At 37.0% G+C, this 24,055-nt stretch carries 20 protein-coding genes; 5 read left to right on the top strand and 15 right to left on the bottom strand.

What is annotated here, in order from left to right:
• Positions 1-33: 33 nt before the first annotated feature.
• The 5 genes from sufU to ACMZ42_RS13940 form a co-directional block, all read right to left on the bottom strand.
• Positions 34-462: a Fe-S cluster assembly sulfur transfer protein SufU gene (gene sufU / locus ACMZ42_RS13960; protein WP_370078118.1), complete on the bottom strand. Its 429-nt coding sequence runs from the start codon at positions 460-462 to the stop codon at positions 34-36.
• Complete coding sequence (locus ACMZ42_RS13955) at positions 452-1,681, bottom strand: cysteine desulfurase (protein ID WP_100544504.1); 1,230 nt, start codon at positions 1,679-1,681, stop codon at positions 452-454. Before ACMZ42_RS13955 ends, sufU begins: the two co-directional genes overlap by 11 nt.
• On the bottom strand, positions 1,681-2,988 hold the full coding sequence (gene sufD / locus ACMZ42_RS13950; protein WP_370078120.1) for a Fe-S cluster assembly protein SufD: 1,308 nt from the start codon (positions 2,986-2,988) through the stop codon (positions 1,681-1,683). Before sufD ends, ACMZ42_RS13955 begins: the two co-directional genes overlap by 1 nt.
• An 18-nt stretch (positions 2,989-3,006) precedes the next feature.
• Entirely contained in the window at positions 3,007-3,786 is a 780-nt protein-coding gene (sufC, locus tag ACMZ42_RS13945; protein WP_370078122.1) for a Fe-S cluster assembly ATPase SufC, read from the bottom strand.
• 709 nt (positions 3,787-4,495) lie between these two features.
• The gene (locus tag ACMZ42_RS13940; RefSeq protein ID WP_370078124.1) at positions 4,496-5,032 is read right to left on the bottom strand and encodes a hypothetical protein; all 537 of its coding nucleotides are present in this window, start codon (positions 5,030-5,032) and stop codon (positions 4,496-4,498) included.
• 291 nt (positions 5,033-5,323) lie between these two features.
• Between ACMZ42_RS13940 and ACMZ42_RS13935 the strand changes: the two genes are divergently transcribed.
• Genes ACMZ42_RS13935 through ACMZ42_RS13925 form a run of 3 tightly spaced genes read left to right on the top strand, consistent with a single transcriptional unit; the run spans position 5,324 to position 6,716 of the window.
• Positions 5,324-6,226: a LysR family transcriptional regulator gene (locus tag ACMZ42_RS13935; protein ID WP_415731822.1), complete on the top strand. Its 903-nt coding sequence runs from the start codon at positions 5,324-5,326 to the stop codon at positions 6,224-6,226.
• A gap of 53 nt (positions 6,227-6,279) precedes the next feature.
• Complete coding sequence (locus ACMZ42_RS13930; protein ID WP_415731821.1) at positions 6,280-6,510, top strand: hypothetical protein; 231 nt, start codon at positions 6,280-6,282, stop codon at positions 6,508-6,510.
• Positions 6,507-6,716, top strand: coding sequence for a hypothetical protein (locus ACMZ42_RS13925; protein ID WP_415731820.1), 210 nt, complete (start codon positions 6,507-6,509; stop codon positions 6,714-6,716). Before ACMZ42_RS13930 ends, ACMZ42_RS13925 begins: the two co-directional genes overlap by 4 nt.
• Before the next feature lie 73 nt (positions 6,717-6,789).
• Here ACMZ42_RS13925 and ACMZ42_RS13920 read toward each other — a convergent pair whose 3' ends face one another.
• From ACMZ42_RS13920 to ACMZ42_RS13900, 5 genes are read right to left on the bottom strand one after another with little or no spacing between them, the layout of a single operon-like run.
• Entirely contained in the window at positions 6,790-7,836 is a 1,047-nt protein-coding gene (locus ACMZ42_RS13920) for a glycosyl hydrolase family 18 protein (RefSeq protein ID WP_415731819.1), read from the bottom strand.
• A 21-nt stretch (positions 7,837-7,857) separates the two neighbouring features.
• Entirely contained in the window at positions 7,858-9,609 is a 1,752-nt protein-coding gene (locus ACMZ42_RS13915; RefSeq protein WP_415731818.1) for a polysaccharide deacetylase family protein, read from the bottom strand.
• Positions 9,606-11,468 (bottom strand): glycosyltransferase family 2 protein, encoded by a 1,863-nt coding sequence (locus ACMZ42_RS13910; protein ID WP_415731817.1) that lies wholly within the window; start codon positions 11,466-11,468, stop codon positions 9,606-9,608. Before ACMZ42_RS13910 ends, ACMZ42_RS13915 begins: the two co-directional genes overlap by 4 nt.
• A 5-nt stretch (positions 11,469-11,473) precedes the next feature.
• The gene (locus ACMZ42_RS13905) at positions 11,474-12,910 is read right to left on the bottom strand and encodes a polysaccharide deacetylase family protein (RefSeq protein WP_415731816.1); all 1,437 of its coding nucleotides are present in this window, start codon (positions 12,908-12,910) and stop codon (positions 11,474-11,476) included.
• Positions 12,911-12,920: 10 nt separating this feature from the next.
• Positions 12,921-14,246, bottom strand: coding sequence for a nucleotide sugar dehydrogenase (locus ACMZ42_RS13900; protein WP_415731815.1), 1,326 nt, complete (start codon positions 14,244-14,246; stop codon positions 12,921-12,923).
• Between the two features lie 382 nt (positions 14,247-14,628).
• Here ACMZ42_RS13900 and ACMZ42_RS13895 point away from each other — a divergent pair, with 382 nt between their 5' ends.
• Both ACMZ42_RS13895 and ACMZ42_RS13890 read left to right on the top strand, forming a co-directional pair.
• Entirely contained in the window at positions 14,629-14,889 is a 261-nt protein-coding gene (locus tag ACMZ42_RS13895) for a hypothetical protein (RefSeq protein ID WP_415731814.1), read from the top strand.
• The gene (locus ACMZ42_RS13890; protein WP_415731813.1) at positions 14,844-15,227 is read left to right on the top strand and encodes a hypothetical protein; all 384 of its coding nucleotides are present in this window, start codon (positions 14,844-14,846) and stop codon (positions 15,225-15,227) included. Before ACMZ42_RS13895 ends, ACMZ42_RS13890 begins: the two co-directional genes overlap by 46 nt.
• Here ACMZ42_RS13890 and ACMZ42_RS13885 read toward each other — a convergent pair.
• The 5 genes from ACMZ42_RS13885 to ACMZ42_RS13865 all read right to left on the bottom strand — a co-directional run bounded on the left by ACMZ42_RS13885 (position 15,222) and on the right by ACMZ42_RS13865 (position 23,893).
• Entirely contained in the window at positions 15,222-16,388 is a 1,167-nt protein-coding gene (locus ACMZ42_RS13885; RefSeq protein WP_370078146.1) for a dicarboxylate/amino acid:cation symporter, read from the bottom strand. The two genes, ACMZ42_RS13890 and ACMZ42_RS13885, sit on opposite strands and share 6 nt — an antisense overlap.
• A 995-nt stretch (positions 16,389-17,383) precedes the next feature.
• A complete protein-coding gene (locus tag ACMZ42_RS13880) occupies positions 17,384-20,560 on the bottom strand; it encodes a hypothetical protein (RefSeq protein ID WP_415731812.1) in 3,177 nt (1,058 codons plus the stop codon).
• Entirely contained in the window at positions 20,557-21,981 is a 1,425-nt protein-coding gene (locus ACMZ42_RS13875) for a glycosyltransferase family 2 protein (protein ID WP_415731811.1), read from the bottom strand. Before ACMZ42_RS13875 ends, ACMZ42_RS13880 begins: the two co-directional genes overlap by 4 nt.
• Positions 21,978-23,024: a HEAT repeat domain-containing protein gene (locus ACMZ42_RS13870; RefSeq protein ID WP_415731810.1), complete on the bottom strand. Its 1,047-nt coding sequence runs from the start codon at positions 23,022-23,024 to the stop codon at positions 21,978-21,980. The genes ACMZ42_RS13875 and ACMZ42_RS13870 overlap by 4 nt, the downstream gene beginning before the upstream one ends.
• Positions 23,021-23,893: a response regulator gene (locus ACMZ42_RS13865; protein ID WP_415731809.1), complete on the bottom strand. Its 873-nt coding sequence runs from the start codon at positions 23,891-23,893 to the stop codon at positions 23,021-23,023. Before ACMZ42_RS13865 ends, ACMZ42_RS13870 begins: the two co-directional genes overlap by 4 nt.
• Positions 23,894-24,055: the final 162 nt, after the last annotated feature.

Genomic DNA, 24,055 nt, shown 5'->3' with positions numbered 1-24,055 from the left:
GCACCTATAGTGACTTTCACTCAAATTTAGATATTATTGCTTTACACCTTTTTCCATCGCTTTCCAAGCTAATGTCGCACATTTAATACGTGCCGGGAATTGAGAAACACCTTGTAGTGCCTCAACATCCTCAAGGTCATATTTCTCGCTATAGTCTTCGCCCATCATCATTTTAGAGAAAATTTCAGCAAGCTCTAATGCTTCCTCAATTTTTTTCCCTTTGATAAGCTGCGTCATCATGGATGCAGAAGACATCGAAATCGAACAGCCCTCACCGTCAAACTTCGCATCCGCAACAATACCGTCAGTCACTTTTAGCGTTAAGTGAATACGGTCTCCACAAGTCGGATTGTTCATATCGATCGTTACAGCATCTTCTTCAATAGATCCTTTATTACGAGGATTTTTATAATGATCCATAATGACTGAACGATATAGTTGATCTAAATTATTAAAAGACATCGCCAAAATACTCCTTCGCAGAACGTAACCCTGCAACTAGGCGGTCAATATCTTCCTCTGTGTTATACAGATAGAAGCTTGCACGCGCTGTCGCTACTTGTTGAAGACATTTCATTAGTGGCTGTGCACAATGATGTCCTGCACGAACAGCAATACCGTTCATATCAAGAACCGTTGCCACATCATGTGGATGTACATCGTCTAGGTTAAACGTTACAAGTCCACAACGCTTCATTGGGTCACGTGGGCCGAAAATTTTAAGTCCGTCAATTGTTTCAAGCTGATCCATCGCGTAGCCTGCAAGTTTATGCTCATGCTCCGCAATGTTATCTAGCCCAATTTCAGTTAAGAAATCAATAGCGGCTCCTAAACCTACTGCACCTGCAATAATAGGAGTTCCACCTTCAAATTTCCACGGTAGTTCTTTCCACGTTGAATCATAAAGTCCAACAAAGTCAATCATTTCGCCACCAAATTCAATTGGCTCCATCTTTTCAAGGTGTTCCTTTTTACCATATAGTACACCTATTCCAGTTGGTCCGCACATTTTATGACCTGAGAACCCTAAGAAATCTACATCCAAATCTTGTACATCGATTTTCATATGTGGTGCTGCTTGTGCACCATCCGCTACCATTACAGCACCGTTCGCATGCGCGATTTGAGCGATTTCTTTAATTGGATTAATTGTTCCAAGGACGTTTGACGCCATTGACACCGACACAATTTTTGTTTTAGGTGTAATTGTCGCACGAACCTTTTCTAAGTTAAGTGTGCCATCCGCTTCAAGCTCAATATATTTCAGCGTTGCATTTTTTTCCTTTGCTAGTTGTTGCCAAGGAATAATATTAGAGTGGTGCTCCATGTGAGTAATGACAATTTCATCACCTTCAGCAACATTAGCACGACCATAACTTGATGCCACTGTATTTAAAGCAGTTGTAGTACCGCGAGTAAAAATAATTTCTTGTGTTGATGTAGCATTAATAAAATTACGAACCTTTTCACGTGCACCCTCATATTTGTCAGTAGCACGATTTCCTAATGTATGCACACCACGGTGTACATTAGAATTATCGAATTCATAATAATGCTTCATTGCTTCAATTACTTGAATAGGTTTTTGAGAAGTTGCTGCGCTATCAAGGTAAACAAGCTTATGACCGTTTACTTCCTGATCTAAAATTGGGAAATAGCTTTTAATGTCTTTATTCATCATTAGCGAACTTTCCTTTCAATAACCTCCGTCAGTTGCTTTTGTACGCCTTCGATTGGTAATTGCGTAACAACTGGCGCAAGGAATCCATGGATAACAAGGCGCTCTGCTTCTGCTTTCGAGATACCACGACTCATTAAGTAGTAAAGTTGTAGTGGATCCACTCGACCAACAGATGCTGCGTGTCCTGCTGTTACATCGTCTTCATCGATTAATAGAATTGGGTTTGCATCGCCACGAGCTTTTTCAGAAAGCATTAATACACGTGATTCCTGCTGTGCATCCGCTTTTGTCGCACCGTGTTCGATGTAGCCAATACCGTTAAAGATTGATTGTGCTGCATCTTTCATTACACCATGCTTTAAGATATGACCATTTGAGTTCTTACCCCAGTGACGAACTTCAGTAGTAAAGTTAAGTTTTTGTTCACCGCGACCAACAACTACTGTTTTTGTATCAGCATGAGAACCGTCACCGATTAGATGTGTAATGTTTTCAGAGATAGTATCTGAGTCATTCATTAAGCCAAGAGCCCAATCTACTTTCGCATCACGAGCTAGTCGTGCACGACGATTTACATAAGTAGTATATCCTTTCGCAAGTACATCAACCGCACCGTAAGTAACTTGTGCATTGTCTTGAACTACTACTTCTGCAATAATGTTTGCTTGACCTTTTGCTTCTTCAACTGTTGAAATATATGTTTCAACATAAGTTACAGCAGAATTTGCTTCAGCAACAACTAACACGTGGTTATATAATGAAGCTTCTGCGTTATCATTTAAGAATACTACTTGAAGCGGTTGTTCGATAATGACATTTTTAGGTACGTATACGAACACACCACCGTTAACAAGTGCCGCATGAAGTGCTGTTAATTTATGCTCATCAACTTTTACAGCTTCTGTCATAAAGTACTTTTTAACAAGGTCGCCATGTTCACGAACCGCTGTTAAAATATCTGTAAAAATAACACCTTTATCAGCTAGTTCTTGCGATGTTTTGATGAAAGCTGGTGTGTTATTGCGTTGAATATAAAGATTTTCTTGAGCCTCAAGATCAATTAAACCTTTTGCTTCTTCTGGTAATGCATCAAGTGAAGCGAATCCTTCACTGTCAACTGTGTGAGTTGGGAAATTTACGAAATCCCATTTTGTAATATTTGTTCTATCTGGTTTTGGCAAATCTAAACCAGTTACTTTGTCTAGTGCTGCCGCGCGAAGTTCTGTAAACCAAGCCGGTTCTCCATTTGCTTCTGAGAACGAGCGCACGTCCTGTACTGTTACAGGCAAGTTAAGTTCCACTGTCATGCTAGTTCGTCCTCCCTCTTATGCTTCTTGTTCTTCAGTTTCTTCTTCGATACCTAATTCTTTTTTAATCCAGTCATAGCCTTCAGCTTCTAAACGTTGTGCTAATTCTTCGCCACCTGATTTAACAACGCGACCTTGCATCATTACGTGTACATGGTCTGGTGTAATGTAGTTAAGTAGGCGTTGGTAGTGAGTGATCATTAAGCAGCCGAATCCTTCTCCACGCATTGCATTGATTCCTTTAGAAACAACTTTAAGCGCGTCAATATCAAGACCAGAGTCAATTTCATCTAAAATTGCGAAAGCTGGTTTAATCATCATTAATTGAAGAATTTCGTTACGTTTTTTCTCACCGCCAGAGAAACCTTCATTTAAATAACGTTGTGCCATATCTTCGTGCATTTCAAGGAATTCCATGTTTTTATCTAATTCACGGATAAATTTCATTAGAGAAATTTCATCGCCCTCTTCACGGCGTGCATTGATAGCTGAACGTAAGAAGTCAGCATTTGTTACACCAGCGATTTCAGAAGGATATTGCATTGCTAGGAATAAACCTGCCTGAGCACGCTCGTCCACTTCCATTTCAAGTACATTTTCGCCATCAAGTTCTACTGTACCAGAAGTTACTTCATATTTAGGGTGACCCATAATAGCAGAAGCTAGTGTTGATTTACCAGTTCCGTTTGGTCCCATGATTGCATGAATTTCATTTGTATTAATTGTAAGGTTTACGCCTTTTAAAATCTCTTTCCCGTCGATTTCAACGTGAAGATCTTTAATAACTAAAGTTGACATGAAAATACCTCCATAGTGTGTTCAGTGAATGGTGTACCATTCCTTAATTATCATCATTCTAATCTTAACTGAAAATCGTTCTCTATGCAAACCATTTCAATCACTTTCAATTTTCTCTGAAACAATCCTTAAAAATAAAGAGTTTGTAAGCATTTTCAGATTATTGCTAATCGTTATTGACAATGAGAATCAACTTACCTCATTTTCAATGAAATAATTCTAATTGAGAATCAGTTTCATCTAGCTACATAGTGAAAACCCCGCAGAAAGTGCGAATTGTAGCGGTTTTGTGACAGAAATGTATAAATAACAATACCAATACTATAACCTTTTTTATTAGAATGGAATCAAATAAAGGAAAGAAATCTCGAGAGTACTAGTTCATAAAATTAAGGTTCTTCATTATAAAGTGGGTTGATTTCCGTTCCGGCTGTGGGCGTCAACCAGAACGGAAATCAACTTATATATATATGTCAAACTGTGGGTGGGCCAAAATTAATAAATGTAGATCATGCAATTTTTTTTAATCTACTTTATTTTTCCCTTTGGCTGTTTTCCCCTTGAAAATATCGATTATGATTGAATATAATGCAGGTTCAGGAGGCGGACTGGAGATTTGTGTATGTATGAAGTAGTAAGTAAATTAAAGAAGCGGACCAACAAGCCTTATTCAAGACACTAGAACAAGGTCTCTATCTAGAGGAAGTAATTAATATAGAAGTACAAATATAAAAGAAGAAACGGCATAAAATATCATACTAATTCCGAAAATCATCGTCAGCTTATTAATCTCTCTCAAATCACCCGGTTCTTTTTTCATCTCTTTGTAAAATTTTGTCGCCATAAACACGCCGCCCATCAATAAAGCGGCGCAACCGATAGACGAAACAATGTCCGCTTCTAATGCTTTACCCATTTCGATGACCGATGCTGCTAAAAAGTATATAAAAGCTGCAAACAAATAAAGAGCTTTTTCCTTCCTCTCTAATTTTCTACTTTTCTTTTTCTTCACTTTATACCGATGCTTCAAACCTTCTTGCGACACATATTGTGCAACAATAGCTTCTACTTGTTTCGAACATTTTTTTTGAACTTTGACCATATAAAAACCTTCGTATTCTTCAGACGACCGCTTTAAAATATCTTTGATTCCTATTTCAAACGGAATGCTACTTTTCTCTAAGTGTTCGATAATTGCTAGGACAGCGTCTTCTGAATATCCAATCAATATTTTCTTTTTAAACAAACTAAACACCTCTTACGAAACAAGTTAAATTACGCCTAATTATACTATTCCATTCGCCTTTTACTGCAATCCAAAATATAACATACTCTTTTAAATATCTGACTCTTTCGTTTAGCAACATTCTTTGAGAAAACTGCCTTCGCCTTACTTTCTTGAGCTCCAATGAAGTTACTGTGCATCTCCCCCGCTTTCTAGCTAACATTTGTTTATTTACAATCATTTTTCATCTTAAATAGTATATAATTGAGGCATAATCAATCGTATTTTTCGATTAATAGAGGTGAATATCTAGTGGAGTTACGTCAATTACGATATTTTGTTGAAGTTGCTGAGCGTGAACACATTTCAGAAGCTGCCGAACATCTTCATGTTGCTCAATCTGCAATAAGCCGACAAATTGCTAATTTAGAAAATGAATTAGGCACACCACTTTTTGAACGTGTCGGACGGAATGTTAAATTGACACCGATTGGAAAAATATTTCTCGAGCACACAATTACTGCTTTAAAAGCCATCGATTTTGCCGCAAAGCAAGTTGAAGAATATTTAGATCCTGCTAAAGGTACGATAAAAATTGGTTTTCCAACGAGCTTGGCTAGCTATGTATTGCCCACTGTTATTTCAGCCTTCAAGCGTGAATATCCAGATTTGCAATTCCAGCTCCGTCAAGGCTCCTATCGTTTTTTAATTGATGCAGTCAAAAATCGCGAGTTAAATTTAGCTTTTTTAGGCCCGCTTCCACCGAAGGACGAATCGATCCATTCAACAATTTTATTTACTGAAAACATCGCAGCATTACTGCCAGCAAAACATCCATTAGCCAAAAAAGAAAGTATTCAACTTGCTGATTTACGTAATGATTTATTTGTATTATTCCCAGATGGCTATATTTTACATAAAGTAGCTATGGATGCCTGTCGCGCTGCCGGCTTCTTGCCAAACGTCATCTCTGAGGGTGAAGACTTAGATGCACTAAAAGGTCTTGTCGCTGCGGGCATTGGGGTTAGTTTATTACCAGAAAGCTCCCTATATGATTCAGCTGCCCGCTTCACAGTAAAAGTACCGATTGTATCACCTACAATTCCAAGAACAGTCGGCATTATTTCACCTGTAAACCGCGAAATTGCTCCATCAGAAAAAATATTTTTAGACTTCGTTACCAATTTCTTTTCACGTCTTTCTCAATTCCAATAAAAAAATCGCCGTAGCTGGCGATTTTTTTTGTTTAAGGTGCCTTTATCCGTGAGATGGGCTGTTCTATCCGCCACTTTGGCGTTTCTATCCACGACTTTGACGTTTCTTTCCGTCACTTCGGCTCTTCTTTCCGTCGCTCTGGTTCAATCCGTCACCTTGGCGATTCTTTCCGTCGCTCTCGCATTTCCATCCGTCGCTTTGACGTTTCTTTCCGTCACTTCGGCGCTTCTTTCCGTCGCTTTGACTTCCATCCGTCGCCTCGGCACTTTTATCCGCCACTTTGACGTTTCTTTCCGTCACTTCGGCTCTTCTTTCCGTCGCTCTGGTTTCTATCCGTCACCTTGGCGATTCTTTCCGTCGCTCTCGGCTTTCCATCCGTCGCTTTGACGTTTCTTTCCGTCACTTCGGATCTTCTTTCCGTCGCTCTGATTTCCATCCGTCACCTTGGCGATTCTTTCCGTCGGTCTCGTCTTTCCATCCGTCGCTTTAACGTTTCTTTCCGTCACTTCGGCTCTTCTTTCCATCGCTCTGGTTTCCATCCGTCACTCCGGCAATTCTATCAATCATTCCGCTGATTGTTCGTTAATCCATTGTAACGTTTTTGAGCCTAGACCTCCGGCACGCCATAAAACAACCTCATTGTAGCTTCTCTTTTGCACGTGCGCTGTCCATTTTTTAAGTGTTTCCTGATCGGCGTACCAAACTTCATGCTTAACATTTTGTTCATCTAAAAAAGTGAAATAAGCCGCACCACTTGCTTGATCGCGATGTTTAACCGCTTTCGTTTTGTTTAGTAATTCCTCTGCTTCTACCTCCGTTAAAGCAACCGTCTTGCCTTGATTTACCCATTGGAATCCGCCAGTTGCAAAAGCAATCGCTAATTTTTGATTAGACTTCCTAATTTTTTTTACTAAGTCATTTAAAAATGCAAAGGTTGCCTTTGCACCTGGGCCACTATGATACCCGTGCACATTATAAGCCATCACTGTATATTTAGGCCCACTCGGTAATTTAATATTAAATGGAAATCCTGGCTCTAGTACGACATGTAATGAAACATCCTTTTTTAATAGCTGTTCATAAAGTTCCTCTATGAAATGGACGTACTTAGAGAGATCCTCTTTAGCAACCTTTTCATAATCAATTTCGATACCATTCACATTATATTGTTCAACAACCTGCATAATATTATCAATATGTCGCTGCCTTGATGACGTATCTTGAAACAATCGATGTAATAACGCACTATCCTTTTGAACTAATGGCGCGTTATCTGAAACATAATCGTTAATTAACGTGAGTATAACAGGATGTGATCCATTAAATTGTTGCTGCGTTTGTTTCAACGTTTCTATCGCATCTTCAGTTAATAATAATTGGTCATTCTCATTAAAATAAGCACCAAAAACGTGAATGTCTTGTAAGCCCTGTTGTGAATTTTTCACATCCTCGATGGCAGATTTATTTTGCCATTCAGGTAACCAAATAGATAATTGAAGCTTGTCTTTGTGCTTCAACCCTTCCCTTGCTTTAACAGGTGCTTCTTTGCTATTACTACAAGCTGTGATAATTAGTAGTGCTATACAGATAAACAGAAAAAATTTTTTCACTTGAATCTAGTTCCCCCCGTTTTAGAAGGTTTCAATAAAGAAATCAACAACATTATTAAATAAAGTCATTGTTTTGTGCTTTACTTTATCGAAATTCGTATATTGGTTAGTAAAAAGCGTATGATCGTTAACATCTGTAATCAAAATATCTTCGATGAGTGTATCATAAATATCATCTGCATACTGTTCATGCGATGTTTCTTTTTTGCTGAACAACGCACCAAATCCAATTTTAGATCCTTGAATGTCAGGATTTACTTGAATTGTCTTGGATAATACCTTATCTACATCTATCTTAATTTTATCATTTTCTACATAAATGTTAAATACTCTCTTTTTTGTTAAGTTTCGCGGATACTCTTCCTCGTCAATTCTAGAACCTTTTTGCGTATCCTGATAATTGTATACAGTAGCCTTATTGAATGCATACTCTTCTTCATTCCACTTTATTTCATTTAGCAGAAACCGCTCCTTCTCAACAACGCCTGATTTTGGTGATTTTTCAGAAACAACTATCTCATTATCTATTAATGCCACCCGAATATAGCTATTATTTTTTTCATCGTAGTTTAAATAAATAGATTGTTGTCCAACGACATTCCCTTTAAAGGCAAAGTTTATATTATATCGCTCTGGAAGTGTTTCCTTCAATATTACCCGACCTTCACTAGAAGGTGCTGATGTTATAGTAATCTCATTATTTTCATATTCTGCTGCACCATTCTTTACAGACCATTCTTTTGCCCGTTTAGGATCTCCGACTTCAAATTCTACATTTTGCTTACTAGCTTGTCGGATTTTCATCATCAAGTGATTGGTAGACCAATAGGGCGATACTTGTAATCTACTTAAATTGTAGAGATCAGCATCCGCATCATTATATGCCCCTAGTTCCAAATTGAAATGCATTTTAAATATATCCTTAATTTGCTTATTATTCGCACTTCCAACTAACGAATCCATATTATTATAAAGTGAGTTGGCATGCATAATAGCATAGGCCTTAGGAACTTCTCCTAGTTCCTCCTTATAAATATCATGCATTAGCTTGTAATCTTTTTGGATACGTTTTTCCATTTCTTGTCGCGTTTCACTTGGAATCATATATTGATTGCGAATGAAGTCCATTAAATAATGATTATAATATTCGATAGTCGTTTTATCCGGCACATTATTTTCATCTATTACACCTAACGACTGTCCTTTATTGTTATAAATATTAATATATGTCAGACGGTACCCATTAGAGCCCAGCTCCCAATAGCCACTTTTCTCCATAAGTAATAAGTCTTTCGGCTTTAAAAATTTGTTGTCCCGTGTATCCATTTTATTGGCGTACGTAAACATCGTAGCTTTATAGTTTAGATCCTCCATGATGTTTTGAGCAAATATACTTGAATCTGTCCGTCCATCTTCAAATGATAAAAACAAAGATTTTTCTGGCAACGGTTTGTCTTTCTGATAAAAATCTAAAATATCTTGCTGAGTAATTGTTTGATAACCCTGACTTTCAAGTAAGGCTAGTTGTTTTTTTAAATTCTCTTTAGATACGTATTTGGGAGATTCGCCTCTGCTCACACCAAAATAAGATAATGCGATGAAACCATCTTTATTTTCTAGAGGAACCGTTTCCTCTTCCCTTTTTTCTGTTAAAAACACTACACGTATTAAAATAATCGCTAAAAATGTAACGATAATCGCTTGAACAATGGATCGTATTATTTTCCTTCGATTTTTTTTAGCTGGATTTAATACAACATTTTTTTCACTCATTTCTTCTCACCCATTTTTCTATTTAGAATCGAAAATCGGGATTTTCGTAATTTTTGTTTTTCTAATTTCTTTTCTTTGGCGATGACATCTTGAGGTGTTTCTCTCGTACCCCATGTTGATTTCCAAAATGTAACCCATGCAACAGGCATTTGCCACAGCAAAATAAATTCATAGAAAAGTACAAAGATAAAGCCAAATGTCCATAACTTACTTTTTCTAAAGAAAAGATGGGCCAAACTCATTAGCATTGCCATCAATAACAAGCCTATTAAAAACGTAGTCGGAAAAACGCCATGCATAATTGGCACATAAAGTAGATTGTAAACAACAACAATAGGGGCTGCTATTGGTACGATTAAACCGATGATGAAGAAAAGAAACATAAAAGGTTCCTTCTTCCACATAAATAAAAATGCTCGTAACGATTCACGTAGCCATGATCGTTTCCATCTCATTTGTTGAGATAAAAAGACTTTTGAATCTGATGGAACAATTGTAGAACATACGGCATTGTCCTGGTATCCCGTTCGATGTGTTTTTAAAATATAGTTTGTCATACTACGGTCATCACCGAATGTTGCGGGCTGTCCAAGAAATTTTTGGTTTAACCATGCTGTCTCGTTCTTTAAAATAAGCTCTTTTCGATAACATGCTAATGGACCAGATAAGCAAGTTACTGTATCAAACCAAGACTCAGCAGCTTTCATTATCCGAAAGGCTATATAATAGCGAACGGTTTGCAATTTTGTCAGAGCATTTGTAAATTTATTTTCAACTTCTGTTCTTCCAGCCACACCGCCCATTTTAGGATCTTGGAAAGGCTGCACTATATTTCGAATAGCATGAGGTTCTAAAAAACTATCTGAATCTACGAAAACGACTAATTCGTGTTTAGCAAGATGTACTCCTGCCACTAAAGCCTCACGCTTCCCTCCATTTTGAGGTAGCTTATGGAAACTTAAGCGATTCTTTGTTTTAAATCGCTCACCCTCGCTATGAATAAGTTCAATCATTTCTTTTGCTTTTTCCTCAGTTCTATCTGTTGAATAATCATCTACAACAATAACTTCTAATTTGTCTACAGGATAATACTGATTAATACAGCTTAAAATTGTTCTATGAATCCATTCTTCTTCGTTAAACACTGGAATAATAATAGAAACGCCCGGTTCAAATTTAGGATTTATCGGCACATTCCTATAGAAAATACCGAATAAATATCTACTTAAAAGAAATGTTGCAGCAATAATACTATATAGATATAGGAATTTATTGAATCTGAAATAAATAACACTTTCAGCCCTCATTAATATCACAATAAGAGAAACAATCAATAGAAATAAACTTGCCACAAAAATTGATAGTCCCCAACGTTTTTTAGTCATATAGTCATTTAAAGGCTGTAAAAATTCACATGCATAATAGCATCTAGTTTCACCATCTACTTCTTTCGTAAAATGCCGAACAACTTTCGCTTTTACCTTTACCTTAGATTCATAGCCCTCCGGCATCGCACCACCAGGTATAGTAAATTTCATCGTAATAATTTCATCTATTAAAAAATTATCAGGACTATTTGAAAATATAAGGATACCTGTAACCGAAATATCCTCCGCATAATGTTTGTCACTAACCTTTTGCTTTGCTCTTTTAATTTGTACTTCAAAATTAGTTTCATAGCGTAAACTTAACAGCTGTAAACGATATATTTCATTGACATCTGTAGGATCGATTTCTTCCTTTTGATACGAAGCACCTCGTCGATTAACGAGATTTCGTACATTTTCTGGATCAGGAATATTCGATAAAATTCGTCGATCAGAGCGTGGTATCGTTAAAATCTCTTTTTTCTTATTCATGATTATCAATTCACTTTCTTAGTTGAATCTTCTTCAATCCAAGTCGACATTTTTGCAAAGCTATACCCATCTTTTTGCAGCTTTTCAATGATTACTGGTAGAGCTTCAACTGTTTTTGTACCATCTAAAATGTGCATAACAATTACTCTTCCTGGAGCAATCCTACTCATCACACGATTATAAATATCTGAAACGGTATAGTCTAAATTCCAGTCGAATGATGCAATATCGTACATAGCAATCGATTTGACACCTGTTGCGGCAATAATTTTCGCTGATTCTTCATTAATAGCACCTTTATTAGGTCTGAAATACAGCAAAGGTTCTTCCTGTAAGGCGTATGTTAACGCCTTATGTGCCATCACGACATCCTCTTGTAATTCTTCCGGTGTCATGGTCGTAACATCAAGGTGATTGTAGGAGTGGCTTGCAACCTCATGGCCTCTCTCAACAATTAATCGCGCTAATTGCGGATCCTTTTCCACACCTTTGCCAATTAAAAAGAATGTAGATTGAACATGATACTTATCAAGAACATCCAAAATCTCTTTAAGTCTCTCCTCACTCGCCCAATCATCAAAGGTTAAAGCAACTTCTTTTTTGGAAGTATTTTTACGATAGTACATATTCGGTTTTACATTTTTATAATCCGGATTTACTTTAATAGCATCATAGCCTTCAATTTCCTCTAAGGATTTTACTAAATATTGTTTATCTAAAACGTCCGTTAATGTAGAAAAAACGTATCCTTTTTCTTCGCCCAATTGAGACAATAGTGGAATAACATCAATAATCGCAGGATTAATGTACGTGTTTAAATGAATGATAGATCCACTATCGATAAAGCGATGAATATAATCCATTATTTCTTCAGCACTTTGCATATTTCGATCTTTCGGATTAATGGAAGATTCGACGACTCCCTTCATATTGAGCGTTTTAGTTGCTAAACGCATATTGTCAGTTGAATCACCAGAACGACTACGAACGAAATTTGGTGTATAACCTAGATGCTCTTCAAAAACTTGATTGGCTAAGTAAATTTCTTTATATGTTTCTTCATAATTTAAATCAGTCATATCAGTAAACGTTAACGTACCATTTTCTACTTCATGACCTTTAGCTAAAATATCTTTCACTAACTCAGGATCTTGCGCCACTCGCGTACCTTCTACAAAAAATGTTGCCTTCATGTTAAATTGTTCTAATACCTTTAGTAATTTCTGCATTGTTTCATTGTCTGCAAGTCCATTAAAAGTTAATGCTACCTTTGGACTTAGAATGCTTGCGTGACTATAAATTTCACTCATCGTTCCATCCGGTTCCTTAATTTCAATTGCTGAATCAACTGGTTTAACCTCATTAGTTTGAGCGGACGATTGACATCCAGCTAGAAATAAAATGAATAATAGACTACATAATTTTAGTCGCCTCGTGAACACAGAACCCCCCCTATAATTTGTGATATTTTTCATTTTTAAACAAATAATGGGTATTGCGTGTGTCAAAAATTAAAGCAGCATGTTGATCAATCAATGCATAATCAATAGCTGTATGATTCGTTAAAATGACTACAGCATCCGCTTTTTCAATTAATTCTTTTGTAAGTGAAACTGTGTTAAACATGTCATTACCAACTGTAAATGTTTCAATAAATGGATCAATAACTTTTAGACCACACCGCTTTTCCTTTAATTTATCAATGACATGTAATGCTGGTGATTCCCGAAGATCATTAATATTTGGCTTATAGGAAACTCCAATAACTACAATTTCTGCATCATCTATCTCTTTTCCATGTGCACCTAAATAATTTTCTAATCTTTCAATTACAAAGCTTGGCATAGAATCATTAATTTTATCTGCCGTCTCAATTAATGTTGCTGAAACACCATGCTGCTGGCCAGCCCATAATAAATATTTAGGGTCTACTGGTATACAATGACCACCTACCCCAGGGCCAGGTGTAAATGGCATAAAACCATAAGGCTTTGTCGAAGCCGCTTCAATAACTTCCCACACATCGATATTCATTTTATGGCAAACCTGACTTAATTCATTGACAAGGGCAATATTAATTTGCCTAAATGTGTTTTCTAGTAACTTTTCCATTTCAGCAACCTTTGGACTTGTTACCGTAAACACCTTTGTACTAATAACCGTTTCATAAAAAAGTTTGGCAACTTCTAAACAAGCTACTGATACTCCGCCAACTACTTTAGGCGTATTCGAAACTGAAAAATTTAAATTTCCAGGGTCCACACGTTCAGGAGAATAAGCTAAAAATATATCTTGTCCAATAATGAAGTTACCTTTTTCTAAGATCGGTTGAACTACTTCTTCTGTTGTTCCAGGGTAAGTTGTACTTTCAAGAATAATTAATGTATTAGGGGTTATATTTTGTTCGATTGCATTAGCTGCATCAACAATATACGAGATATTAGGTGTTCCATCTGCAGTCGTAGGCGTCGGTACACAAATAATAATGATATCTACATATACAAGTTTAGAAAAATCATTTGTCGGCTCAAATTTATCTTCTTTAACCGCTTTCTCGATGATTGCATTAGACATATCAGCAATATAACTATCACTACTTTTTAATTTGGAAATTTTTTCATCGTCTTTATCGAAACCAATTACTCCAAAGCCTTTATTGACGATTTCCAAGGCTAGTGGGAGCCCCACATAGCCAAGTCCAACAACCCCAATTGTGGCACTTCTTGTCTTGATTTTTTCTGATAAAGCTAATCCCTTTGACTCAATCTTTATTCCCATAAACAAATTACTCCTTTGTCTAAGTTATTGTGAAAACGTAATTCAAAGACTGCTCTGTACAATTGCTATTTTTTTACGATTCATTCCTTTGTACATGTAATCCCCTCATATCACACCCATTCTTTGTCATCAAATTCTCAAATATAAAACACACACTTCCTCAATACATCTATCATACTAAATAAAACTAAACTTTTTCTAAACAATTCCATAACAAAGTGAAAAAATAACTATCTTACCACAAATTAATTCTGACCAAATCCAAAGTTCCTTTCTTTCGAACTATATATTTTCGATAGATTTCTAAATAAATACGGAATTTTATTAAATTTCAGCAAGACCTAAGCAAAAAAAAAAAAAATCGCCGTAGCAGGCGATTTTTTTGTATTCAGGTGGTTCTATTAGTCAGATTGGCTGTTCTATCCGTCGATTTGACGGCTCGATCCACGACTTCGGCTTTTCTTTCCATCATTTTGACGTTTCTATCCACGATTTCGGCTGTTCTATCCACGATTCTGACGTTTCTATCCACGACTATGACTGTTCTATCCGTCGATCTGATTTCCATCCGTCGCCCTGGCCTTTCTATCCGTCTCCTTGGCGATTCTTTCCGTCGCTCTCGCCTTTCCATCCGTCACTTTGACGATTCTTTCCGTCACTTCGGCTCTTCTTTCCGTCGGTCTGGTTTCTATCCGTCTCCTTGGCGATTCTTTCCGTCGCTCTCGCCTTTCCATCCGTCTCTTTGACGATTCTTTCCGTCACTTCGGCTCTTCTTTCCGTCGGTCTGGTTTCTATCCGTCTCCTTGGCGATTCTTTCCGCCGCTCTGGTTTCTATCCGTCGCTTTGATGATTCTATCCACGACTTCGACTATTCTATCCGTCACTTTGATATTTCTATCCGTCGCTGCGTCGTTTCTATCTACGATTTTGGCGGTTCTTTCCGCGACTTTAGCTGTTCTATCCGTTACTCAGCTTTTATGAATTAGTCTCTTTGTTGAAACGATCGACAATCATAGATAATGCTCCATCTCCAGTTACATTTGTAGCTGTACCAAAGCTATCTTGCGCTAAGTATAGTGCGATCATTAGTGCAACCATTGTTTCATCGAAGCCGAGCATTGTTTGTAGTAAACCAATTGCTGCCATAACTCCCCCTCCAGGGACACCTGGTGCAGCAACCATTGTAATACCTAGCATAAAGATAAAGCCGATATATTGTGCAAAACCTATATCCATACCGTTCATCATCATAACACCTAAAGAACAAGTTACGATTGTGATCGTACTACCTGATAAATGAATAGTGGCAAACAGTGGGACTGTGAAATTCGTTACTTTTTCTGAAGCTCCTGTTTTTTGCGCTTGTCGCAATGTAACTGGAATAGCTGCTGCTGAGGATTGTGTGCCCAAAGCTGTAAAATATGCAGGTAGCATTGTTCGAAGTAACATAAGTGGATTTTTCTTATTTAAAGTTCCCGCAGCAGTGTATTGAACTAGCAATATTACCCAATGCATCACAATTATAAGTGCGAAGACAATTGCGAAGACAGATAATATTTTTGCTACTTGACCTCCGTATGTCATGTTCAAGAAGATCCCGAAAATATGAAATGGTAAAAGTGGAATAATTACAAATGAAATTAACTTTTCAATGATAACATTAAACTCTTCAAAACCACGTTTCATAACATCACTTTGAATGGCAGTCATACCAATTCCTACGATAAAGGCAAAAATTAATGCTGCCATGACATCCATTATTGGAGGCATTTCAACTTTAAAGAATGCCTGTGCTAAAAATTCCTCAGGGTTTTTCATGCTTTCCATATCACCATTTGAAATGAAATTAGGCAACACATTGCGCGCTACAAAAAAGGCAAATATTCCTGCAATGATTGTTGAGAAGTAAGCAAAGAATGTTGCTAAACCTAATAATTTCCCTGAGCCTTTCCCAAGCTGAGCAATGCCCGGAGCAATAAATGCAATAATAATAAGTGGTACAACAAATTTTAAAAAATTACCGAATATGCCATTGAATGTTGCAAATATACGTACAAATGACTCTGGCGCAAAGCTTCCAAGTATTACCGCTAACAAAATAGCAACAATAATTTTTGCCAATAAACCAAATTTAAACTTCATGATATTGTCCTCCTAAAAAAAACAACTGTCTTTCTCGAATGTATTATTAGTAATTTAACATAAACAGTTGAGAGAATATACAGCTTATGAAATAGGCAGAATTGCAAAACTCTTTTTTATTTTCTGATAAAAATACCATTACCATAACGTCTGGTTGAATTCCGTTCCGACTGGGCGCTTTCGCACAGCTAACATCCCCTTCGCTGCAGGGTCTCGGCCAGCCGATGCTTTATACGCGAAAGCGTAGTGCTAACGAAGCGGCAGCGGAAAAAGGGTTTTATCTGCACAAAAGCGAAACGGTAGCAGCACTATGTTGGCTACGAAGATGTTATCACAGGACGTGATGCTTTTAGCCTTCGTTCCTTTATTGTTGATCTCCAAGGAGTCGCCCAATCGGAACGAAGATCAACATAGATAATGGCAAACGTTTTAAGACATCCATAACTTTTGATGACGAGCCAATAAAAAGCAAAAAACTTAGAATAGGCAAATACTCACCTATCCTAAGCTCTATTTAACTTCTTTCAGCAAAAGTCTCCCACCTCTATAGGTGATGAGATGAATGCGGATTTAAGCTACTTTACAACGGTTGTCCAAACACCAGCTGAAATAGAGGAACTCAGTCTAAGAACGCCACGTCCTGTGGCAATTTATCTGTGCGAAAGCGAAGCGACAGCAACACACGACTGAGTAACCAACATCGTGCTGCTGACGCTACGTTAGCACTACGCTTTCGCGCAAAAAACATCTGTTGGCCCAAAGCCTCCGGCGGATGTCACGGTATCGGAAAGAAGTTCTTAGGGGATGTTAGCCTAAAACCATCGCATCCATGCGATAACGGCTAACTGACCTGCATCGGTGCTGCTGTCGCTGCGTTAGCACTACGCTTTCGCGCAAAAAACATCTGCAGGCCTAAGCACAAAGCCGATTCCGGACGCATTGTTTATCTGCGCGAAAGCGAAGCGACAGCGGCAATTATGCCGAGGCATAATTGATTAATCTTTAAATAATTTTTGTAAAATATAATAGGATTGTTTTAAACGCTCTTCATACTTTGGAGTTTGCCATTGTTCCCAAGAATAAGCTGAAAGAGCAGGCAAGACATGGCCGTTGGTCTCTGGTAAAGATTTCACAACCTTGTCATCCTTATCTACAAAGACAGCACCAATATAAATATTATCTACCTTAGTAGAAGCTGTCACTCCATCTTTATATAGATCTCCCATAAACTCACGCTGACTCGGGTCTTTCGCTTGGATTAGTAGCCAAGGAATTCGTAGCTCAATAACATTATCATCTGTCCAAGTATAGTCTACTAACGAATTATAATCTTTTGCTTTTGGATTGGCATTCCCTTGAAGAAGCTTCCCGGTTTCATAATAACTAAAATCGGTCGTAATTTTTTGCTCTGGTAAGTATAGCTGTTTATTTAGCACATAGTTAATCGGTGCAAACTTACCACTATTTTTTGTGATAGTTGACATACGAGGCGGAATCATTTTTAAATTGTGACCGTAAAAATAATCATAGAAATCATAGTACTCATCTATGACGACTCGAGAGTCTCCACTTTTATTTAATTCCACAATAAAATCTACGCCATTTGAAAAGGTCATATCTTTTATTGATGTTGCCGACGTATTTCCTTGTTTTGGTGCGACATCAAGTAAAATACGCGGTGATGCTTTATCTAAAACATCACTTTTTATTTTGAAATACAAATATCTTTCATCGTAATCGACAGCAAAATCTGTGGAATCAGAAGGTGCGGTATTGTACATTTGTGTACCTTTCCACTCCTTTGTATCGCCGTCTACTTTTACTTTAAATCTATCAAAGCTTAGAACGCCAAATTGCTGTTCATTCGTTTGTGCATTGGACCAAAACGGTCGACGATTTGGATCATCATAATCCATCGTATTCCATGTTCGCTTAAACCACTCGTCCTGCCATGTGAAAACAAGACCTCCTAGCAAGCCTTCATGCATAATATCTTCATATAAATGTTGAAGTGTTTCACCTTGCTGCTGTTCGGACATATGCCCCTGATTCCAGCCATAAACATTTTCATGTGTCATACCGCGCGCTGCTGGAATTCCAAATTCCGCAATAAGAACAGGCATACGATGAGCTTCATGTAAGTCTTTTAAATATCCTGCATAACTATTTTTATTGCCCCGGAAATCTTTATAATTCAAATATTTTTGGTCGAAGTTAAAGAAGTCAGGGTAATATGGATACACATGATAGGAAGCAAATTGTCCTGGTGCCTGCATCTCACCCTTTGTATAAATGACATTTGGATTGACTCCTACTAAATCTTCATCTTCAGAAGGTTCAGATGGGTGGTCTAGTAAGTCAGTTGTTACCCAGTTTGTAAAACTCATAGGGCGAATCCAATTGTATTGATCCTTCTCATAAGTAGTAATAAGATCCATTTGCTCCGCTAACCAATGCTCAAATGGTGCAGCATTTTTTGTTTCAAAATACGTCCCATTGTATTCACCTATATTAGCGTGTTTTTCGTTCGTACCGACTACCATGTGCGGATACCATTCAATTCCAAGCACCCAGCCAATAACGTATTTTGAAACGTCAACATCGTATAATCCTGAAGCATGTCCTGTTACTGGCTTCACATAAGTGTTGCCGTGGATAACGTCTACCATGCGCTTCATTTCACTTTGGAAATCCTTTAAGGTAGTTTCATCATAGGCATCTAGTGAGTCAGACAAGCCTTCCTCATTAATCCATACACCATGCAAGACATACAGTGGTTTCTCTGGGTTTTCCTCGTTGTATTTAGCAAGTGCCCGATAAAAACCTGGTGGGTGTAATGTATAGACACGAATTGTATTGGCATTCATCTCACCAATTTGACGGAACCAGCGATAGTACTCTTCTTCCGTAATAGCGGCCTCGCCAGGGAATGCTCCCGGTTTCCCCATACCGATATTAACGCCCTTAAAGACTAGTGGCTCCCATTTCCCATCGCGTAAGACTTCAAATGATTCACCTTTAATCCGTGCATTATAATTTTGTTTTTCATGATTAACGTTTTCTTGAACCTCTTTTTGCTCAAACGTTTCAAAAATTTTATGCATGACTGGTATATAAATCGACCAGTAAAATGAACTATCTGCATATTTCTCAGCGTATTTATAAATGGTCGGTAATCCCTTTATTTTGTAAAGAGACGGTACCCGTGACATATCGTTAAAGTCTCCAGCAAAGTAATAGCTTGTAGTGTAGCGTTTTTCCTGTGAAACGATAGCCGCAAATTGCTGTGGAATATCGTTGTCCTTTAATAGTTTTTCCCCATCTTTTGTTAAGTCCCATTTATAATTAGCAAGAGCATCCTCTGCATATTTAGGCGTGATAATATCAAACCAATAGCCATACTCTGCACTAGCAGAAGTATTAAAGAATTTTTTCCCTTCTTCAGTAAATTGCAGCTGAATACCTTCCGTTTTTACATGCTTGTCCAGTTCCAGCACAATGAGCTTTTCTGTAATTTCATTAAATAAAAGAAAGCCACCGCCCTTATATGGCCAATTATCACCATGTTCATCTATGACCCATTGTGGGATTTCTGAGTTTTTATGATAATCAAGCTCATCAAAATAACGCCCAATCCATCCAGACCATGATATTCCTAAATAGTCCTGTAGCTCTTTTCTAACTGCCTCTGATGTTGGTGACGCAAATGTATTGTATTCAGCTATTAGCATACTTTTCTTGTTGCTTGCTAAACGACCTACTATTGATTGCCATTCATCCATTTCCAAGCCACCAACAATTTTTTCTGAGCGTTTACCTAGACGCTTTTTTTCATTTAAATCATCCTTATAAACACCATACGTATCTGCCAAATAAATAACATCATAATTGCTATAGTCGTTCGGAAACTTTTTTTCAGATACTCTTTTCGTTTTATCATTCGGAATCGTACCATAGTAATTTTTTTGTACATCATACGGATGATCATCGATTGTGTATTTATAATGGTTTAAAAACCAGTTCACACCTAAATGCTCTCGATAAGTTTCATTCGGAACCGTTTTATCTAGAATCGCGACGTTCAGCGGTTTTTCATCGCTCAAATACCACCATGCTATAGGTGTAATAATGAGAATTAGAATAGCAATAATTCCTATATATATTCGCTTCATACACTTTTCTCCTTTTCAGCGATGCCGACACGCTTCATATTACCCCAATCGCTTTTTCTTAGCACAAACCGAACTAATCCTTCACAGCGCCATAAAAGAGTGAGTGGTCGATACCAAAAAATTTCAGTAAATGCTAAAAGTATCATTCGTAATAGCTCTCTCTTTCTCGGATAAGTGTTCATTGTCCATGCCTCGAATAGTATAGATGCTATTGAAAAAACAACTCCATAAATAACGAAGAGCAGCAACAGCATTACCGCTGCTTCATAATAGATTTTCCCTAAGAAAAATGCTACAACGATATAAATATAACCACCTAGCTCAACAATTGGACCTAGACATTCTACAAGCCAAAAATAAGGCAATGCAATAAACCCTAATAAGCCATATCTTGGGTTGAATGTCATCGTTTTATGCTTCCAAAGGCTTTCGAATAATCCTTGATGCCAACGTCTACGTTGATTTCGCAATACCCCTAATGTCTGAGGTGCTTCCGTCCAGCACACAGGATCTGGTACAAATTCAATACGCTTCTTTTCTTTTTTCTTTCTTATCAAACGGTGAATATTCACGACAAGCTCCATGTCTTCTCCAATAATATTCGTTGAATAACCGCCCGCTTCCACAGCCCATTCTTTCGAAAAGACACTAAATGCTCCCGAAATAATAAGCACAAGATTGAATTTACTTAAAGCGATTCGCCCCATAAAAAAAGCTCTCAAATATTCTATTGTTTGCATGACTACTAAGTAATTATTAGATAAGTGCGTTTCAGTAACGGAACCAAGCTGCATTTTCGCTCCATTGGCTATTCGAATATTTCCACCTGCCGCAATCACTTCACCATCAGATAAAATAATCGGCTTCATCACACGAAGTAATGATTTTTCATCTAAAATTGAATCACCATCAATAGAGCAAAAATAAGGGTATTGCGAAACATTAATACCTACATTTAATGCATCCGCCTTACCACCATTTTCTTTATCTACTAAAATACAATTCTTATAAATTTCTGATTCGTAAATTTGTTTCACTTGTTTTGTAGGGATACTTGCACGAACAATTTTATCAACGGGCTTCATTCTGAAATGCTCGATGACCGTTTGCAGTGTAGTGTCAGTAGAACCATCGTTAATAATGATAATTTCCGTTTGCGGATATCGTAAATTCAGCAATGAATAGACTGTATCGACAACTCCAACCTCTTCATTGTAAGCAGGGACTAGTAAGGATACTGGTTTTGAGTAGAAGGCATCGATATGTGCATCATCATACTCTGAGGGATCTAATTTATAGCGTTTTCGTAAATCTAGCATGGCAATTACAAACATTGTGCAATATGAAACGATAACGAATAACATATAAAACATAATAATGCCGCCAAAGAACCACATACAATAATCTAAAATTAATTTCATTTGATCCCCTGCCTTCTGACTACTATTTCCTGTGCTATTTCAATTGCATATTGGTCGTTTGAAGACTCCATAAATTGCTGTAATTTTGCAATTCCTTCTCTATTTTCTGCAATTGTTTTTGCTGCCTGTGAGCGTACCCACCAATTTTCATCTTCAAGGAGCTGTTCTAAATAAGCATAGGTATAGTCTAGTGGCGCATGCTTAAAGAGTTTGGCAACCATTAATCTTACTTCCCACATATCTGAAGTCACAAATGGGACATAAGGATCGATTTCATCAATTACACCAATTTCGTAAAGACCCTTTAATGCTCTTATTGTTATTTCTGGAACCTCGTGTGTTAATAGCTGTTTTAACTTATCAATATATTGCATATTTCTTTTTACAGCTGCAGTATCAATTGCAGCAAATTGGATATTTTTCGTCCAGCTATCAAAGTCTTCAAACAATCGAATAAAAACATCATCCTCTAACAAGACAAATAATCTTCTATATTCGCTTTCAGAATAGTTAACGCTCGATTCTTTAATTTTTTCGATAAATAATTCTGGTTGGAACAGAGAGTAAATTTTTAACAGTTGAAAATATTCTCCCTCCGAAATTTTGGCTTTCTCGAATTGTTGACAAGCATCAACTAATTCCTCTATCTGTAAATCAGCAATTCGATATAAAGCATTCATCCTAATGCTCCAACGTTTACTTGCTAAATCCTTTTTATAAAACTGTTTTAAATAGAGATTAGAAAACTCTTTGATTTTATGTTCAACTATTTCATTCGTTATATTTTTTAAATACGATGAAAATATTGTTTCTATAGCTGCTACTTGAGCTCTTCCGCGGGGTACAAGGACTATAGAGAAATTTTCTTCATTGATTAAATAGTTGTACCAGTGCTGTGAATAGTTTTGTAAATAAGTATCATACGTTTCTGCAAAGCGAATCTCCCGCTGATGCTGCAAAAGTAGATATATCGTAAATAAAAATAAAATGACTAATAAAACAACGATGGCCGTTAAAAGAAAAGAAATCGATAGCTCGATCATAGCCAAAACCTCGCAAATGTTCTCCTGATTTTTGCTTCTAACAAACGTAAATTAAATGGTTTTACGATAAATTCATCGACTCCACCTTCATAAGCATTAAGTGTCGCCCCTTCTGAGTTTCGTTCTGACATCATATAAATGATGAACTTTTTCTCATTCGGCATTTCTCGTAAAATGTGCAAAATTTCTAAGCCATTTTTACGTGGTAAAATATCGTTCATGACAACTAAATGCATATGGCCTGTTTTATAACTTTCGGACTGTAAAAAACTATAGCCATCTTCATAGGTAGCCACATCTAACGTAAAATGAGAAATATCTAAATCATTGAGCGTTGTTTCTAGCACTTTTCTAAAGATTGCATTTTGTTCAATAATGCTTACTTTTACTTGCTCAGTTGGTTGTTCACTATAATCTGTAACTTGTTCTATTGACCAAGTCGGCTGTTCGTCATCTGCTAGTTTTTGCTTATTTTTATCTAACAAAGTGTCAAAGTTTACACTATTATTTCTTATTTCAGTAATGGAGGCTTTTAACGCTATTTGTTGAAATTTCCTTTCTTGCTTCAGAATTGCAAAAATCCGTTTTAAAAACGCCTTTACCTCGACTTCACTACTTTGTAGAAAAAAAACTCCCCAATGCACGCCATCCGCTAATTGGAAAAGTAAATCTGTTTTTCGTATTTTTGATTTTAGGAAAGCTGAAATTTGATTACGTTCTATATCTGTTCCTTGTGGTGAATTAGCTAATTTAAAAAAGACTGCAGTCATTGTGAAACGTGAGCGAATGACGCTCTCACGCAATGTTTCAAAATAACCCTTCACCTCATGCTCCTGCATGATGTCTTCTGCGATGATTAATTTATTCATTGGTGTTCACTCCAGTTGATGTAAGAAATATTTGATTTTCTTTCATGTTTTCTAGCACTTTTTCGATTTATAAACACAACAACTATAGTAATAAAGATCACTAATCAATTTCTATATAAAATATTTGGTAAATCAGTCACTTTTAAAATATATTATATTTTT

Origin of the sequence: Lysinibacillus sp. NPDC056185 (assembly GCF_047737915.1) — a bacterium.
GTDB lineage: Bacteria > Bacillota > Bacilli > Bacillales_A > Planococcaceae > Lysinibacillus.
This window is presented reverse-complemented; position numbering and strand designations above follow the sequence as displayed.